The organism is Spirosoma sp. 48-14, from assembly GCF_001898575.1.
Lineage (GTDB): Bacteria > Bacteroidota > Bacteroidia > Cytophagales > Spirosomataceae > Spirosoma.
Map to the genome: position 1 here is coordinate 62,835 of NZ_MKUD01000058.1, position 14,499 is coordinate 77,333.

A 14,499-nucleotide genomic window follows, 5' to 3' on the forward strand; every position below is an offset into this window, starting at 1 on the left:
CATACACGTTTAATGAAAAAGGGCAGGATTTGTTTCCTGCCCTTTTTCATTTGGTATAGGTTCCGTTACTGTATTTTAGCTTGGTCAGGAACTTAATATTTTTGAATAAGAGCGGATTCGGAGCTGCTGCATTCTGCACCTGATCAGGTATCATTCTAACATTAGCAGTACCTTTGATTTCACCGGAAACCTCATCGAACGACTGAATTGTCAATTGGGTTTCGGAACCAATCACAGGCTTATAGGTCCCCCAGGGTAGTTTATTGCTTAAGGTTGTGAATGTACAACCAATACTATCGGTTCCGCAATACAGCGTTCGGTAGTCTACTTTGAATTTCGTTAATGAACCTGGCTTTTTCGGGATATTAAATAGGGTCAGGGTTGCTAGTTTTTCGCCATTATCAGCGAATTCAGTAATGGTGATGTCGAAGGCATAGGCAGTACATGGCACTCTTGATGCCGCAGAAATTCGTGCATTGCTTAACTCGTCTCCATGTCGTGTCCCTGTGACAACCCCCCAGTAATTTGTTGAATAAAGACCAGGAATAGGAATAGAAGTTAATTCAGTAGTACAGCCTAGCGGCACTAAAGCTAAGAGTAAAATAACTTTTGGTACAATACCCATCTGACTCGTTTACAATAGCATCATACGTGTCGTTAATGCTTTATTATCAAAAAGCGAGCCATTTAATACACATTATATACTGTATAGTACATTTAAATATTGCCAAACTCAACTTACTATGGGTATGAAAAAAGCTACCATTTTGTGGTAGCTTTTCAGGAAAATATAAATTAAGTATTCCTTATCGATTTTCCAGCGAAACAAACTCACGCAGGGTTGGTCCTGTATAAATCTGCCGGGGCCGACCGATAGGCTCTTTTTGCTCACGCATTTCTTTCCATTGGGCAATCCAGCCGGGCAGACGGCCTATGGCAAACATAACCGTAAACATATTGGTCGGAATACCTAAAGCGCGGTAGATAATCCCCGAATAGAAATCTACATTGGGATATAGTTTACGCGACACGAAATAATCATCGTGCAGAGCAGCCTCTTCCAGCCCTTTCGCAATTTCCAGTACCGGATCGTTGATACCCAGCTTGGATAACACGTCATCAGCCGCTTTTTTGATAATCTTGGCGCGAGGGTCGAAGTTTTTGTAAACCCGGTGCCCAAAGCCAAATAGCCGGAAGCCCGTCGTTTTCGCATTTTTCGCCATATCGACATACTTGGCAACATCGCCCCCGTCGGCTTTAATATCTTCGAGCATCTCGATCACTTCCTGGTTAGCACCACCGTGTAGCGGTCCCCATAAAGCACTAATACCCGCCGAAATAGACGAATAGATATTTGCCTGCGATGACCCCACCAGCCGAACCGTTGAGGTAGAACAGTTTTGCTCATGATCGGCATGGAGGATCAGCAACACGTTCAGGGCTTCAACGACAACCGGGTCAATTTTATAGTCCTCAACCGGCAACGAGAACATCATGTTCAGGAAGTTCGGAATGTAGTCGAGGCTATTTTTGGGGTAGTTGATTGGATGCCCCTGCGAGCGCTTATACGACCAGGTAGCAATTGTTGGTAGTTTGGCGAGTAACCGAATAATATGCAGGTCGGTTTTATCGCCCTCAGCCCCTTCCAGATCAGAATAGAACGCACTCATGGCACTCACCAGCGATGCCAGTACACCCATTGGGTGAGCCTTCACGGGAAAACCATCGAAAATTTTCCGCATGTCTTCATTCACCAGCGTATGCCGACGAATGGATGTTTCGAACTGAGAGTACTGGTCTTTTGTTGGTAATTCACCGTAAATGAGCAGGTAAGCTACTTCCAGAAACGACGCTTTAGCAGCTAAATCTTCGATGGCATACCCACGATACTGTAAAATACCCTGCTCACCATCCAGAAACGTGATAGCGCTTTTGGTAGCACCAGTATTTTTATAACCCCGGTCTAAGGTTACGTAGCCGGTCTGATCACGGAGATTCGAGATGTCGAAGGCTTTTTCATGTTCGGTTCCCTCCAGCGTTGGGAATGAATAGGACTTACCATCGACTGTTAATTCAGCGGTATTTGCCATACAAATTCAGGGGTAGAATAAATCAGAGGTACTACAATAGCGGTTTGTTGAGTATCAGGCTCAAGTAGCCGTTTATAAACGTTTTACCAGTCAGGAAGCTCGTAGTAAAATTATCCGGGCGAGTCCACGACGGGCGAAATTAGCCGAAAAATTAAAACGACGAATGAAATTGCCGTAAAAAAGCCAGATTACATTTATATTAAATGGTAACCCCGAAAATCGGCCGTATGTTCCCCGCTCATCGCTTATAGAAAACTCCCCCCTTCATCACGGTTCGAACACGATGTAAATCAGTAATGGTTTTTGTAGGATCACCCTCTACGGCTACCAGATCGGCCAGTAAGCCTGTCCGTATCCGCCCCCGATCTACTACATGGAAAACCTCAGCATTGACCGAGGTGACCGACCGTAACACATCGATCGGTTTCATGCCGTAATCGACCATTAAATCTAGTTCGCGGGCATTATCGCCGTGACTAAAAACGCCTACATCCCCCCCGGCAGCAATGGTTACGCCAGCGTCCAGCGCCTGTTTGAATGTTACCCGTTTTTGTTTAAGTCGTTCCGGTTCAGGCGACTGCCCTTTTTTCCAGCCACGATACTGGCTGATGGCATCACCAGCCGCCAGCGTCGGGCATAAGGCCGTGCCGTGTTGCTTCATCAGCGCAAATATCTCTGGCGTACCTGCATCGCCATGCTCAACGGTTTCGCAACCACCCAAAATAGCCCGACGCATCCCTTCGGCAGTGCTGGCGTGTGCGACGACAGCCCGACCACTGCTTTTCGCCACCTCTACGATCAATTTGATTTCATCAACGGTAAAGGTTGGGCGGGCTTCGGCCATTAGTCCCCAGCGATAATCGGCGTAAATTTTGATGGCATCAGCTCCTTTCCCAATCTGTCGCCGAACGGCTTTTATCAATGCGTCATGTCCGTCGGCTTCTTCGGCTCCCTGTGGAACATCAATGTCAGGACTAAATCCTTTAGGGGCGTAGCTCCCTGTTGCGATAAGCGCCCGGGTAACAATGATCATTCGAGGACCTGGAATAATCCCCTGATTGATAGCCTGCTTTAGGCCAACATCGTCATACTCGGCTCCTTCGGTGCCCAGATCCCGGACGGTTGTAAACCCAGCCATCAACGTTTTCTGGGCATGAATCGTAGCGCGGGCCGTTCGCAGAGAGCGGGCTTCTTTCAGAACCTGGTCATCCCATGGGGTTTCGTTGTACGGATGCAGAAACAGGTGCGAGTGGCCTTCGATTAATCCCGGCAAGAGGGTGGTGCCTTTTAGATCAACGACTTCGGCTCCCTCTGACGAGACAGACGATGCCGCTCCTACAGCCTCTATTTTATCCCCTTTTACCCGTACAACCCAGCCTTCGTGGCTTGTTTCGCCATCGAATATCCGATCCGGTTTAAGGAGGTAAGTCTGGCCCTGCCCGAAACTCTGGCCAGCTACATTGAACAAGATCATCAACAGGCCAAGCCGGAGCGTTGTCCAGACACTATGAAACGTCATTGTGTTGCGTGTATTCAGGTTTTACGTATGTCCATTTCCAGTCCTGCCAGTGCTGACAAAAGCCTGCTTTTACTGGATTCTGCAAAATATACTGAACAATTCGATTGAGTTCGTCGCGGTCGCGCACCAGTCGGTCATAATTTTTATCATCCCAGAATGGACCCTGTCTTTCCAGTAACTGATTACACTGCCGGGCCGAAAAGCTCTTTATACTTTGCAGGATTTTCACCAATGGAAGAGCGGGCCTGCCCGATTCTGGATCAAAGAGCGAAAACGCGACATGAATATGATTGGGCATCAACGTGTAGGCAATCAGGTTATACGCTTTATCATCCCAATAGTGCACGCTTTGGGCGACCAATTCAGCAATGGAATCGGTCGCAAGCCATCGAGGGCCATAATCTGCCCGATCCATTACGTTGTCGTACTCGCCAAAATACATTCTTTCCAGCCGATCCAGTTCCTCCCGACTATGCCCCGGACGATTGAGTATCTGTTGTTTCTGTCCTGCATACTTACCGGCCATACGTTCTTTTTCCGCTTGTTCAAGCGAGCCCCGAAGGCGCGTCGTAACAAAGAACGTCCCACCAAGCGGTTGCAAATGCGGCAAACCTTTATACCAATAGAAATCCGTATGCATATAGTGTCAGGAAGGCCCTTTTAGCGTAATCGACGAAGTAAGCCTTCGCCGAAAATCAGCACAACCAGACCTGGTAATAGAATAGCGCCCGCCCGAAAACCAGCCCCGGTCAGTTTGTATACACCCGTATTGTACTGGGTAAAACTCTGGAACAGATAATAAGCCGATCCGGCCAGCAGAACGACCAATAAACCGATAGCCATTGGCTGGCTCAACCGCCCTACAAGCCAGGTAATCAGAATGGCTATACCAGCAACGAGAGATACAGTTCCCAGTGCTTTTGGGAACGTTTCAATAGCCGTATAATCAAAAAAGAACACCCCAGCCTGACCAATCAGATTGGGGTGCGCCAATAGCCAGCCGTCCAGAACGACCAACACCAGAAGCAAAACATAAAAGAATGGGTAACGCATAAAGCTGTTTTCGCAGGTTGTTTTTAACGCAACGAAAATAAGGACTTTTACGTCTTACTGCCTTCCAATTCCAGTTTCAAAAACTTGCCGGTGTAGCTTCCTTTGGCTTCGGCTACTTTTTCGGGGGTTCCTTCGGCAATGATGTTACCACCTTTGTTACCACCTTCCGGCCCGAGGTCAATGAGGTGATCCGAGACTTTGATAACGTCCAGATTGTGCTCGATGATCAGAACGGTATTGCCCTTATCGGCCAGTTTGTTCAATACATCGAGCAGATGGGCAATGTCCTGAAAGTGCAAACCCGTAGTTGGCTCATCGAGGATATAAAGCGTTTTGCCGGTATCTTTTTTCGAGAGTTCTTCAGCTAGTTTTACGCGTTGGGCTTCACCGCCCGAGAGCGTAGTCGCATGTTGGCCAAGCGTAATATAGCCCAACCCAACATCGTTCAGTGTCTGTACTTTACGCAGAATTTTGGGCTGACTAGCGAAGAAATCCAGCGCCTGCTCAACGGTCATATCCAGTACATCGGCAATGGATTTACCTTTGAAGCGGACCTCCAGCGTTTCGCGGTTGAAGCGTTTACCTTTACAGGTTTCGCAAACAACGTGCACATCGGGCAGGAACTCCATTTCGATTTTCTTCATACCCGCACCTTCGCAGTCTTCGCAGCGACCACCCTTTACATTGAACGAGAAGCGTCCCGGCTTATAGCCCCGAATTTTGGCTTCGGGCAGTTCGGCAAATAGCGTCCGAATTTCGGAAAACATGCCCGTATAGGTTGCCGGATTCGAGCGGGGCGTCCGACCAATGGGCGACTGGTCAACTTCAATGACTTTATCCAGATGCTCCAGTCCATCGACCGACTTAAACGGCAGCGGCTCCCGCTTCGACTTATAGAAATGACGATTCAGTACTGGAAACAGGGTTTCGTGGATCAACGACGACTTGCCACTACCCGACACCCCCGTAATGGTTACCATTTTGCCCAAAGGTAGTTTGAGCGTTACTTTTTTGAGGTTATGCCCGGTGGCGTCCTTAATAATTAGAAACTTACCATTTCCCTTGCGCCGTTCGGCTGGTACGTCGATAGCCCTTCGACCACTCAGATACTCAGCCGTAGTACTGCCGTTTTTCAGAAACTCTTCGGGAGTGCCGATGCCCACTACCTGTCCGCCATGCCGACCTGCTCCCGGCCCGATGTCGAGAATAAAATCGGATTCGAGCATCATGTCTTTGTCGTGTTCAACGACCAAAACCGTATTACCCAGATCACGCAGGTTTTTGAGCGAGTCAATCAGCTTAACGTTGTCGCGCTGGTGGAGGCCAATGCTTGGCTCGTCCATAATGTACAGCACGCCAACTAGTTGTGTACCTATCTGCGTGGCCAGCCGAATTCGTTGCGCTTCGCCACCCGAAAGTGTACGTAGCGGCCGGTCGAGCGTTAGGTAGTCCAAACCGATGTCGAGCAGGAAGCCGATCCGTTTGCGGATTTCTTTCAGAATCTCTTTGGCAATGACGTTCTGGCGGTCGGTCATTCGACTTTCGACCCCATCGAACCAGGCTGTTAGTTCCGAAATGTCCATGCGGGCCAGTTCAGAAATGTTTTTCTGGTCGATTTTAAAGTATAGGGACTCCTTTTTTAGCCGAGCCCCCTGGCACTCAGGACAGGTTTTGACAACCATAAAGTCCTTTAGCCATTCCTGAATTTTGTCAGTACTGTTTTCCTGCTGGCGTTTCAGGAAGTTGACAATACCCTCGAATTTGAAGCTATAATAATCCTCACCAGGATATTTTTTGGATGGCACCGTCGCTTCATCCTCTGTTCCATACATAAGAGCGTGGAGCAGATCATCCGGGAATTTGTTGACGGGCGATGTCAGGTTGAGTTTATACTTTTTCAGAATCGCTTCAATCTCCTTAAAGATCCACAACTCCCGGTATTCACCTAACGGGGCAATGGCTCCCCGGCTGATACTAAGCGACTTATCTGGAATAACCGACTCTTCCGTAATCTCTTCAATCACGCCCAGTCCATTACAAACCGGGCATGCTCCATAAGGCGAGTTGAACGAAAAGGTATTGGGCGACGGTTCGTCGTAACTAATGCCCGATTCGGGATCCATCAGGTTCTGCGAGAAGTAGACCAGGGTTCCGTTTCCATCCAGCATCTGCATAGCACCTTTCCCCTGTCGGAGTGCCGTTTGTACGGACTGGCTCAACCGATACCGATCTTCCACTTTGGGAACGAGTCGATCAATCACGATTTCGATATCGTGAATTTTGTAGCGGTCCAGTTGCATCTTGGGGGCAATATCCTGCACCACCCCATCGACACGCACTTTGGTGTAGCCCGTTTTGGCAATCTGCACAAACAGCTCCCGGTAATGCCCTTTGCGTCCTTTGATAATGGGCGACAGCAAAGTCAGTTTTTGTCCGGCATATTGCTCCAGAATCGTATCGATAATCTGGTCCTGCGATTGCCGCTCCATTTTGCGACCTGTTATGTACGAGAACGCTTCGCCAGCACGGGCATACAGCAATCGCAAAAAGTCGTAAATCTCGGTTGTGGTACCGACCGTCGAACGCGGGTTTTTGGAGGTTGTTTTCTGCTCAATGGAAATCACCGGACTCAGCCCGTTGATCTTGTCCACATCGGGGCGCTCCATATCGCCAATGAAGGAGCGGGCATAGGCCGAAAAGCTCTCCATATACCGACGTTGACCTTCGGCATAAATGGTATCGAACGCCAGCGACGACTTGCCGCTTCCGCTAATACCCGTCACGACCACCAGCTTATTGCGGGGAATGGTAACGTCAATATTTTTCAGGTTGTGTTCGCGGGCACCCAGCACTTCAATCTGGTCGTAGCCCGTCAAATCAATATCAGTAAGCCCGGATGGCTGGTTCAGTGTTTGTTGTTCTGTCACGTTGGGGTTGGATCGCCGAAGCGGTGGCTTATTCTAAAGAACAACGTAAAACAGGCGGGGGTAGTTTCCCAATATCATGGTAGAGACGCAATCCTTTGCGTCTCATTGGCGTCAGCAATAATCTGCCCCTGAATCACTACGCTTTTACTGAATTATGACTAATTGTATGCATCTACGTCTGATATGAAATCTTTTGCTGACGCACAGGAGACGCGAAGGGTCGGGTCTCTACATTAGAATTACAACCAGTGGACGAAATAAAATTTCGAAACAAATACCGAATTGATCCAGCCAGACTGGCAGGATATGACTATGGGGCAAATGGAGCTTATTTTATTACGATCTGTACAAAAGACAAGGCATGTTATTTTGGCGATATAGGTAAGGTTAACGACGAAGCCGTCATTAGCCCCTCTATTATTGGTCAACGCGTTATTGATGGCTGGCTATCGATTCCCGGATTTTCGCCTTTTGTTCAACTTGATGCGTTTCAGTTAATGCCAAATCACATACATGCTATCCTATTCATTCATAAAATCGATAAGGATATCTGGCAAGCTAATCAATTTGGGCCGCAGCGCGAAAATCTGGCCTCAATTATACGAGGTTTCAAATCGGGGGTTACTGCCTATGCAACCACCCATCAATTACCCTTCTGCTGGCAACCCCGCTATCATGATCGCGTCATTCGTAACGATAGTGAACTGAAACGAATCCAACAATATATCGTTGACAATCCAGCACGATGGGAACAAGACCGCTATAACGAAGTAGGTTTGTGCATGTAGAGACGCGATCCCTCGCGTCTCATGACCGGATGGTTGTAGCGAACACGGATATGGTTTTTGCTGATGTACCCTATTGCTGACGCACAGGAGACGCGAAGGGTCGCGTCTCTACAATACAAATTACCTATCTTTGACATATGGCTATAGCATACGATACCCCCCGCCGACCGCTTCCCAGGCCCCGGCGCAAAATTCCTGAAAGCCTGATTTACGAAATCATGGATGGTAAGCCCATCTATCGAAAAGGCTATCGGGATGTATTATCGGGCAAAAAAACACGTGAAGAAATTAGGGGTGCCAGCACCTTGCAATCGGTTATTGTATCTTATTTAGTTATTCTGATCGGAAAGTTTATCGACGATGATGCCTATTTTGTTCTGACGGGAGAACCAGGCGTTCATCTTGATCATCGGAACAATCTGGCCAATGATATTGCTATTTATGATCAAACAGTACTGACTCCCGACAAGATTTCGAAAAAGTATGCAACCGTTCCCCCACAGATTGCGATTGAAGTTGATATCGAAGCTGATACGGCCGAGATGACCGAAAATGGGTATATCTATAAAAAGACCCGCAAACTGTTTGAATTTGGTGTTCAGAAAATCATTTGGGTGCTAACCGATCCACAAGTCGTATTGATAGCCACTCCCGACCGCACCGAAACCGTAAACTGGGACAGAGATATAGAAATTATGGATGGACACGTATTCAATATTGGGGCCTATTTAACAAAGAAGGGTATTACTATCGAATAAAAGACTCGTATTTCGCTTAACATCAATTTTACAGAACTTACTGCTAAGTATAGTGCGAACTGATCTCTGGAGTCGTAAAGAACTCATTGTAGTTCTAAATCTGTACCTGAAGCTTCCTTTTGGAAAGCTGGATAAACGCACCAAGGAAGTACAAGATTTGGCGAATCTTATCGGTCGTACAGATAATGCAGTGTCAATGAGACTTAACAATTTTGCTCACGTTGACCCCTACCATCAGCAACGCGGGATTATTGGTTTATCGAATGGCAAAAAACAAGTGCAGCCAATTTGGGACGAGTTCATTTCTAACCAGGAAGACCTAGTTTTTGAAAGCGAACGGATTCTAGCCGAGTATCAGCACAAAACGATTGACGAAATTCACCCAGAGATTGTGTTCGATTTGAAAAACCTAAAAGGCGAAGTAAAAGAACGCTTAGTGAAAACTCGCGTCAACCAAAGCGTTTTTCGGCAGATGATTCTGAAAACCTACGAAAGTCGTTGCGCCATTTCGGGCATCAATCTCCCCGATTTATTAGTGGCCGGGCATATTAAGCCGTGGGCCGAAGATGAACACAATCGACTAAATCCCGAAAATGGCGTTTGCCTGTCGAATCTGTACGATCGGGCATACGAGAAGGGCTTGATTTGCATTGATATGGATTATAAACTGCTTATCTCGAAGCGGCTTAAAGCTGAAACGAACAAAGAGTTTTATCAACGTTTTTTTGGCGTGTTCGAACACAAGCCAATTCGCATCCCCAAGACATATCAACCCAAAAAAGAGTTTTTGGCGTACCGATTAGACAGGTTTGCATATTGACAGCACTATTCCAAGAACTTCTGAAGCTACACAAACAATAAACTATTGACTATCTTATAGTTACACTAGCTTGTCATTTGTCTAATGCCGGGTACTGACGGTGATCATCTTGTAGAAGCGGGCAGATTCTTTAACTTTGTTAACCCGAAATTAACACGTCTATATTCGCAAAGCTCACTTACTTAAGTTGGGCTTTATACATAAAACCGCACATCCGTTATCATGGCACAGACCGATGCAATTGAACCGATTTTAGAAGAAGACAAAGGCCGCTTTGTACTATTCCCCATTAAACACTGGGACATTTGGGAGTTCTATAAAACCCACGAAGCGTCGTTCTGGACAGCCGAAGAAATCGACCTTGGTCAGGATATGAAGGACTGGAACAGCCTGAACGACAACGAACGGCATTTCATTTCACACGTACTGGCTTTCTTTGCGGCATCGGATGGTATCGTCAATGAGAATCTGGCCGTCAACTTTCTGTCGGAAGTGCAGTATGCGGAGGCCAAGTGCTTCTACGGCTTTCAGGTGATGATGGAGAACATTCACTCCGAAACCTACTCGCTGCTAATCGATACATACATCAAAGACGCTGCGGAAAAAGATCGGCTCCTGAACGCCATCGATACCATTCCCTGCGTGCAGAAAAAAGCCGAATGGGCGCTGCGCTGGATTGAAAATGGCTCATTTGCCGAGCGTCTGATTGCATTTGCGGCTGTTGAAGGTATTTTCTTCTCGGGCTCGTTCTGCTCCATTTACTGGCTCAAAAAGCGGGGCCTGATGCCGGGACTAACGTTCTCAAACGAACTGATCTCACGCGATGAAGGGCTGCACCGCGACTTTGCCTGTATGCTCTATACCGACCATATTGTCCACAAAATGCCCGAATCGGAGGTGTACGACATTATTCGTAACGCGGTCGAAATTGAGCAGGAGTTCGTAGCCGATGCCTTACCCGTGTCGCTGATTGGCATGAACGCTGATCTGATGAAACAGTACATTGCCTTTGTGGCTGACCACCTGTTGGTTACGCTGGGCCTTCGGAAACTTTACAACGTAGCGAACCCCTTCGATTTCATGGATATGATTTCGCTACAGGGCAAAACCAATTTCTTTGAAAAGCGGGTGGGTGAATACCAGCGTGGCGAAGTGATGGCGAAGTTTAAAGCAGCTAAAGCGGCTTCGCAAAATCCGCAGGATACCGAAAACCCAGTGCCAGTCACTGTAGTGGAAGAGCCTAAAGGCATTACCTTCGACGCTGATTTCTAACGATTTGCACGCCTTTCATTTCAAAAAACGTTCTGGCAGAAGTAGCGCTACCTCTGCCAGAACGTTTTTTGCTTTACTGACCAATAATTTTTAGAGAAGTGCCTCTCGTTATTCGATCATCGGCTTTCATGCTATTCAGTACGCCCAATTCTTCAATTCGTTTAGCAGGCATACCTAATGCAGTCATAACATCGCGAAAGGAGCCGTCGCGGGGTGCCGTACGGACCAAGACTCGTTCAGGTTTACGATTAAGTTTGTCGGAGTCGGTCAGGGAACGAAAATTTCCTGCTACCTGCTGAAATGTACCGAATGCGTTCGTGAAATCGGCCGTGGCAGCAAGGCCATGCAGGGCATAAATGGCATTGTTGTACTGAATAAGCCAGGTTCCTATCTGGAGTGCCGCTCGTGGGTCCTGCTGTTGCCCCTGTTGCTGTTGTTGCTGCTGACGCGAAATAAGTACGTAGGCCGGGTTGCCATTTATAGTCGTTTTTTTATTCTCCAGAACATTTAGGCTTAGTTCTTTAACCAGATTTTGGGCGGCTTCATCCAGCGAGCTGCCTTTCGCCAGCATCAAAATCATGGCTGATTTGCCATCTTTGGCCGCCATCTGAAACTGAGTTGGGGAATTCTGCGATTGCCAACCGCCCGGAACAGGGAACTGGAATCTCAGTTCTGGATGATAAAACGTATTATTTTCTACGAAACCCTGCTTTGGATCTTCACCGTACGTAATGCCATCAATCAGACGCAGGTATTGATCCCGATCTACCTGATACGATGCGGGGTGTTGAGTCTGGTACTCCTTAGTCAGTTCATGTACACGATTGTAGCGATTACCCGGGTCGGGGTGGGTCGACATAAATTGTGGAACGGCCTGCCCTGAATTATCAGAAATGCGCTTAAGCGTGCCGAAGAAATTGGCCATCTGATGAGCGTCGTAGCCAATCTTACTCGAATATTCGACACCCAGCTTATCAGACTCCGATTCATGATCGCGGCTGTATTTGAGCGACAAAAGTCCGATTCCCTGTTGTAGAGCTTCGATATTCTGGCCAACAACCTGCGGGGCCAATATGGCTCCGCCGATCAATGCAATAGTACTAAGCAACTGGCTTTTCTGCGAACGGGCAGCATGTCGGGCGGTAATATGGCCAATTTCATGACCGAGTACACCCGCAAACTCTGCTTCATTATTGAAATGAGCCAGAATACCACGGGTAAAATAGACGTAGCCTCCCGGCACGGCAAAGGCATTGACAACCGGCGAATCGACAATGTAAAACTGATAAGGCAGCTCTGGACGGTGCGAAACTTTTGCCATTGCCTTACCTTTTTCGTTCATAAACGCCTGCAAATTCTTGTTTTCATACAGCCCCATGGTGGCCACTACTGACGGATGCGATTCTTTTCCGATAGCGATTTCCTGCTCAGTAGACATCAGACTTAGTTCCCGCTTCCCCGTAACGGGGTTGCGTGCACAAGCCGAAGCCATTATCAGCGTAGTAAACAGAATTAATCGGTAATATAACGTGGACGTGGACGTGTTCATGGTTAGTAATGTGAAGGTGAGTGTTGTTCCAGTATCATCTGGAGCTTACTGCCTAAGTATAAACTACTATGAACACCTATTTTGTTTTAATGGCTTTTTAATACGCACCAAAAGGATGATTCAATCGCGCTGGTGGTCAGACTTGAAGCAGTTGCTGATACAATTGCCAATAATGAGATGCTGCAATTGACCAGGTAAATTTCTCACTTTGTTGACGCAATCGCTCAGGCTTGGCGGGATCGCGTCGATAAGTTTCCATCCCTTTTTGAAAGGCCTCAACAACGGTTTCGGCATCGAAGGCAGGAAAATAAAACGCTTCGTCGCCCCCCACTTCTGGCAGGCTGGTCAACGATGAGCTAAATACTGGCTTACCGAACGACATGGCCTCAATGACCGGGATACCAAAGCCTTCCATCAGCGACGGAAACAAAAAAGCCTCGCAGTTGGCATAATACCACCATTTGGTCGACTCGGGCACCGGACCGGGCATCAACAGTCGATCATCCACGCCCAGCTGACGCGCTTGTTCCCAAATTTGCTGACTGTATTCAGGTTTGTCGGGACCCGCTAGTACCAACCAATGATCGGGATTAGCCACCAGTAGGGGTAACATAGCATGCACATTCTTGTAAGCCTGTAACATACCGATGAAAAACAGAAATGGTCCACCAAGCTTTATTTCAGGCGCGATCGTTGATACCGTTTCCGGCACATCGACACCACAATAGATAGTCTGTATTGGGGTAGTCTGAGGTACAACTAATTGGTTTCGAACGTCTTGTGCCACATAGTTCGAAATAGTTGTGATAACCGTAGCCTGATTGATGCGAGCCTGGTATTGTTTTTTCTTCCGGGCTTTACGATCGGGCGAGTATTGAGCAAGGGATAAGTAGTTCAGATCGAGGACCGTGTACACAAACCGCGCCCGACGTTGTGGAAAAAATCGTGACCCCTGATGCGGGCAATGCCAGACATCGAAGTTCCAGTTTCGCCAGACACGCTTCCACTTCGAGGCTACCATATACTTGACCGAAGGCCCGAAAATACCCACCTGTTCCTTCGATACCAGAAAGGTTATATCCCAGTTGGCCGGTTTTTGCCGCACCAGCTCACGACCTAAGTGCAGGCAAAGTTGACCCAACCCACTATTCAGGTTGGCCATTTGGTCGGTCTCCAGAAACAAACGGGGCATAGGCAGGGGCTGATTGAGCCGTAAAATTAGCCGCTTTCTGGAAACCGCTAAACGACCCGTTAATCTTCTCTTCCCAAGATGGCAAAAACCAGATCAGATTCATACCCTTTACTCAGCGCGAATCGAACAAGTTTCTGCTTGATAACCAGTGGATTGCTATCCCGTAGACTTTGTCGTTTTTTATCCAGCAACTCTTTAAGTGTCTCTTGATAATCGTCGGGTTCTATTTCGTTCATAGCCTGATCGAGATTATATCCCGAAATGCCGCGCTGCTGTAAATGCTGCCTGATCTTACGCCGTCCCCAGCCTTTAACCCGGAATTTTCCGCCCGCAAACGCTTTCGCAAACCGTTCTTCGTTCAGATAATTCTGCTGAATAAGTTCGGCAATCACTTCTTCGGCATCATCTCCAGAAATCCCCCATTCTTTCAGACGATCACGAACTTCCTGCTGGGTGCGCTCCTGATAGGCACAAAACATGGCCGCTTTCTGCAAAGCATCTTTTAACAGATCTGTCATAGGTTACGTAACG

13 protein-coding genes are annotated in these 14,499 nt (G+C 47.6%); 4 read left to right on the plus strand and 9 right to left on the minus strand.

All coding sequences use genetic code 11. From position 1 onward, the window contains the following. Nucleotides 1-46: 46 nt before the first annotated feature. The 6 genes from BGO59_RS25055 to uvrA all read right to left on the minus strand — a co-directional run bounded on the left by BGO59_RS25055 (nt 47) and on the right by uvrA (nt 7,589). Entirely contained in the window at nt 47-625 is a 579-nt protein-coding gene (locus BGO59_RS25055; RefSeq protein WP_293688051.1) for a hypothetical protein, read from the minus strand. A gap of 181 nt (nt 626-806) precedes the next feature. Beyond that, complete coding sequence (locus BGO59_RS25060; RefSeq protein WP_293688054.1) at nt 807-2,090, minus strand: citrate synthase; 1,284 nt, start codon at nt 2,088-2,090, stop codon at nt 807-809. A gap of 238 nt (nt 2,091-2,328) precedes the next feature. Next, a complete protein-coding gene (locus tag BGO59_RS25065; protein WP_293688695.1) occupies nt 2,329-3,564 on the minus strand; it encodes an amidohydrolase family protein in 1,236 nt (411 codons plus the stop codon). 31 nt (nt 3,565-3,595) lie between these two features. Then, entirely contained in the window at nt 3,596-4,249 is a 654-nt protein-coding gene (locus tag BGO59_RS25070; RefSeq protein WP_293688057.1) for a transposase, read from the minus strand. A gap of 20 nt (nt 4,250-4,269) precedes the next feature. After that, nucleotides 4,270-4,662, minus strand: a complete 393-nt coding sequence (locus BGO59_RS25075; protein WP_293688060.1) for a hypothetical protein — start codon at nt 4,660-4,662, stop codon at nt 4,270-4,272. A 47-nt stretch (nt 4,663-4,709) separates the two neighbouring features. Continuing rightward, nucleotides 4,710-7,589 carry an excinuclease ABC subunit UvrA gene (uvrA, locus tag BGO59_RS25080; RefSeq protein WP_293688062.1) on the minus strand — a complete coding sequence of 960 codons (2,880 nt, stop codon included), beginning with the start codon at nt 7,587-7,589 and terminating at the stop codon, nt 4,710-4,712. Nucleotides 7,590-7,837: 248 nt separating this feature from the next. Between uvrA and BGO59_RS25085 the strand changes: the two genes are divergently transcribed. From BGO59_RS25085 to BGO59_RS25100, 4 genes are all read left to right on the plus strand, one after another. Continuing rightward, the gene (locus BGO59_RS25085; protein ID WP_293688065.1) at nt 7,838-8,377 is read left to right on the plus strand and encodes a transposase; all 540 of its coding nucleotides are present in this window, start codon (nt 7,838-7,840) and stop codon (nt 8,375-8,377) included. A 137-nt stretch (nt 8,378-8,514) separates the two neighbouring features. Next, a complete protein-coding gene (locus tag BGO59_RS25090; protein ID WP_293688068.1) occupies nt 8,515-9,135 on the plus strand; it encodes a Uma2 family endonuclease in 621 nt (206 codons plus the stop codon). A 196-nt stretch (nt 9,136-9,331) separates the two neighbouring features. Continuing rightward, nucleotides 9,332-9,955, plus strand: coding sequence for an HNH endonuclease (locus BGO59_RS25095; RefSeq protein ID WP_293688071.1), 624 nt, complete (start codon nt 9,332-9,334; stop codon nt 9,953-9,955). 222 nt (nt 9,956-10,177) lie between these two features. Then, nucleotides 10,178-11,227, plus strand: a complete 1,050-nt coding sequence (locus BGO59_RS25100; RefSeq protein WP_293688074.1) for a ribonucleotide-diphosphate reductase subunit beta — start codon at nt 10,178-10,180, stop codon at nt 11,225-11,227. Nucleotides 11,228-11,300: 73 nt separating this feature from the next. On the opposite strand, the gene BGO59_RS25105 is transcribed toward BGO59_RS25100, so the two are convergent. The 3 genes from BGO59_RS25105 to BGO59_RS25115 all read right to left on the minus strand — a co-directional run bounded on the left by BGO59_RS25105 (nt 11,301) and on the right by BGO59_RS25115 (nt 14,486). Then, entirely contained in the window at nt 11,301-12,719 is a 1,419-nt protein-coding gene (locus tag BGO59_RS25105; RefSeq protein ID WP_293688697.1) for a M48 family metalloprotease, read from the minus strand. Nucleotides 12,720-12,912: 193 nt separating this feature from the next. Further along, nucleotides 12,913-13,968: a glycosyltransferase family 1 protein gene (locus tag BGO59_RS25110; protein WP_293688077.1), complete on the minus strand. Its 1,056-nt coding sequence runs from the start codon at nt 13,966-13,968 to the stop codon at nt 12,913-12,915. Nucleotides 13,969-14,027: 59 nt separating this feature from the next. After that, nucleotides 14,028-14,486, minus strand: coding sequence for a regulatory protein RecX (locus tag BGO59_RS25115; protein ID WP_293688080.1), 459 nt, complete (start codon nt 14,484-14,486; stop codon nt 14,028-14,030). Nucleotides 14,487-14,499 lie beyond the last annotated feature (13 nt).

Bases quoted from the DNA above. Each gene is read 5' to 3' on its own strand.
- BGO59_RS25115 (WP_293688080.1), bottom strand. From the start codon at position 14,486: ATGACAGATCTGTTAAAAGATGCTTTGCAGAAAGCGGCCATGTTTTGT.
- BGO59_RS25060 (WP_293688054.1), bottom strand. From the start codon at position 2,090: ATGGCAAATACCGCTGAATTAACAGTCGATGGTAAGTCCTATTCATTC.
- BGO59_RS25110 (WP_293688077.1), bottom strand. From the start codon at position 13,968: ATGCCCCGTTTGTTTCTGGAGACCGACCAAATGGCCAACCTGAATAGT.
- BGO59_RS25100 (WP_293688074.1), top strand. From the start codon at position 10,178: ATGGCACAGACCGATGCAATTGAACCGATTTTAGAAGAAGACAAAGGC.
- BGO59_RS25075 (WP_293688060.1), bottom strand. From the start codon at position 4,662: ATGCGTTACCCATTCTTTTATGTTTTGCTTCTGGTGTTGGTCGTTCTG.
- BGO59_RS25105 (WP_293688697.1), bottom strand. From the start codon at position 12,719: ATGGCTTCGGCTTGTGCACGCAACCCCGTTACGGGGAAGCGGGAACTA.
- BGO59_RS25090 (WP_293688068.1), top strand. From the start codon at position 8,515: ATGGCTATAGCATACGATACCCCCCGCCGACCGCTTCCCAGGCCCCGG.
- BGO59_RS25065 (WP_293688695.1), bottom strand. From the start codon at position 3,564: ATGATCTTGTTCAATGTAGCTGGCCAGAGTTTCGGGCAGGGCCAGACT.
- BGO59_RS25070 (WP_293688057.1), bottom strand. From the start codon at position 4,249: ATGCATACGGATTTCTATTGGTATAAAGGTTTGCCGCATTTGCAACCG.
- BGO59_RS25055 (WP_293688051.1), bottom strand. From the start codon at position 625: ATGGGTATTGTACCAAAAGTTATTTTACTCTTAGCTTTAGTGCCGCTA.
- BGO59_RS25095 (WP_293688071.1), top strand. From the start codon at position 9,332: ATGAGACTTAACAATTTTGCTCACGTTGACCCCTACCATCAGCAACGC.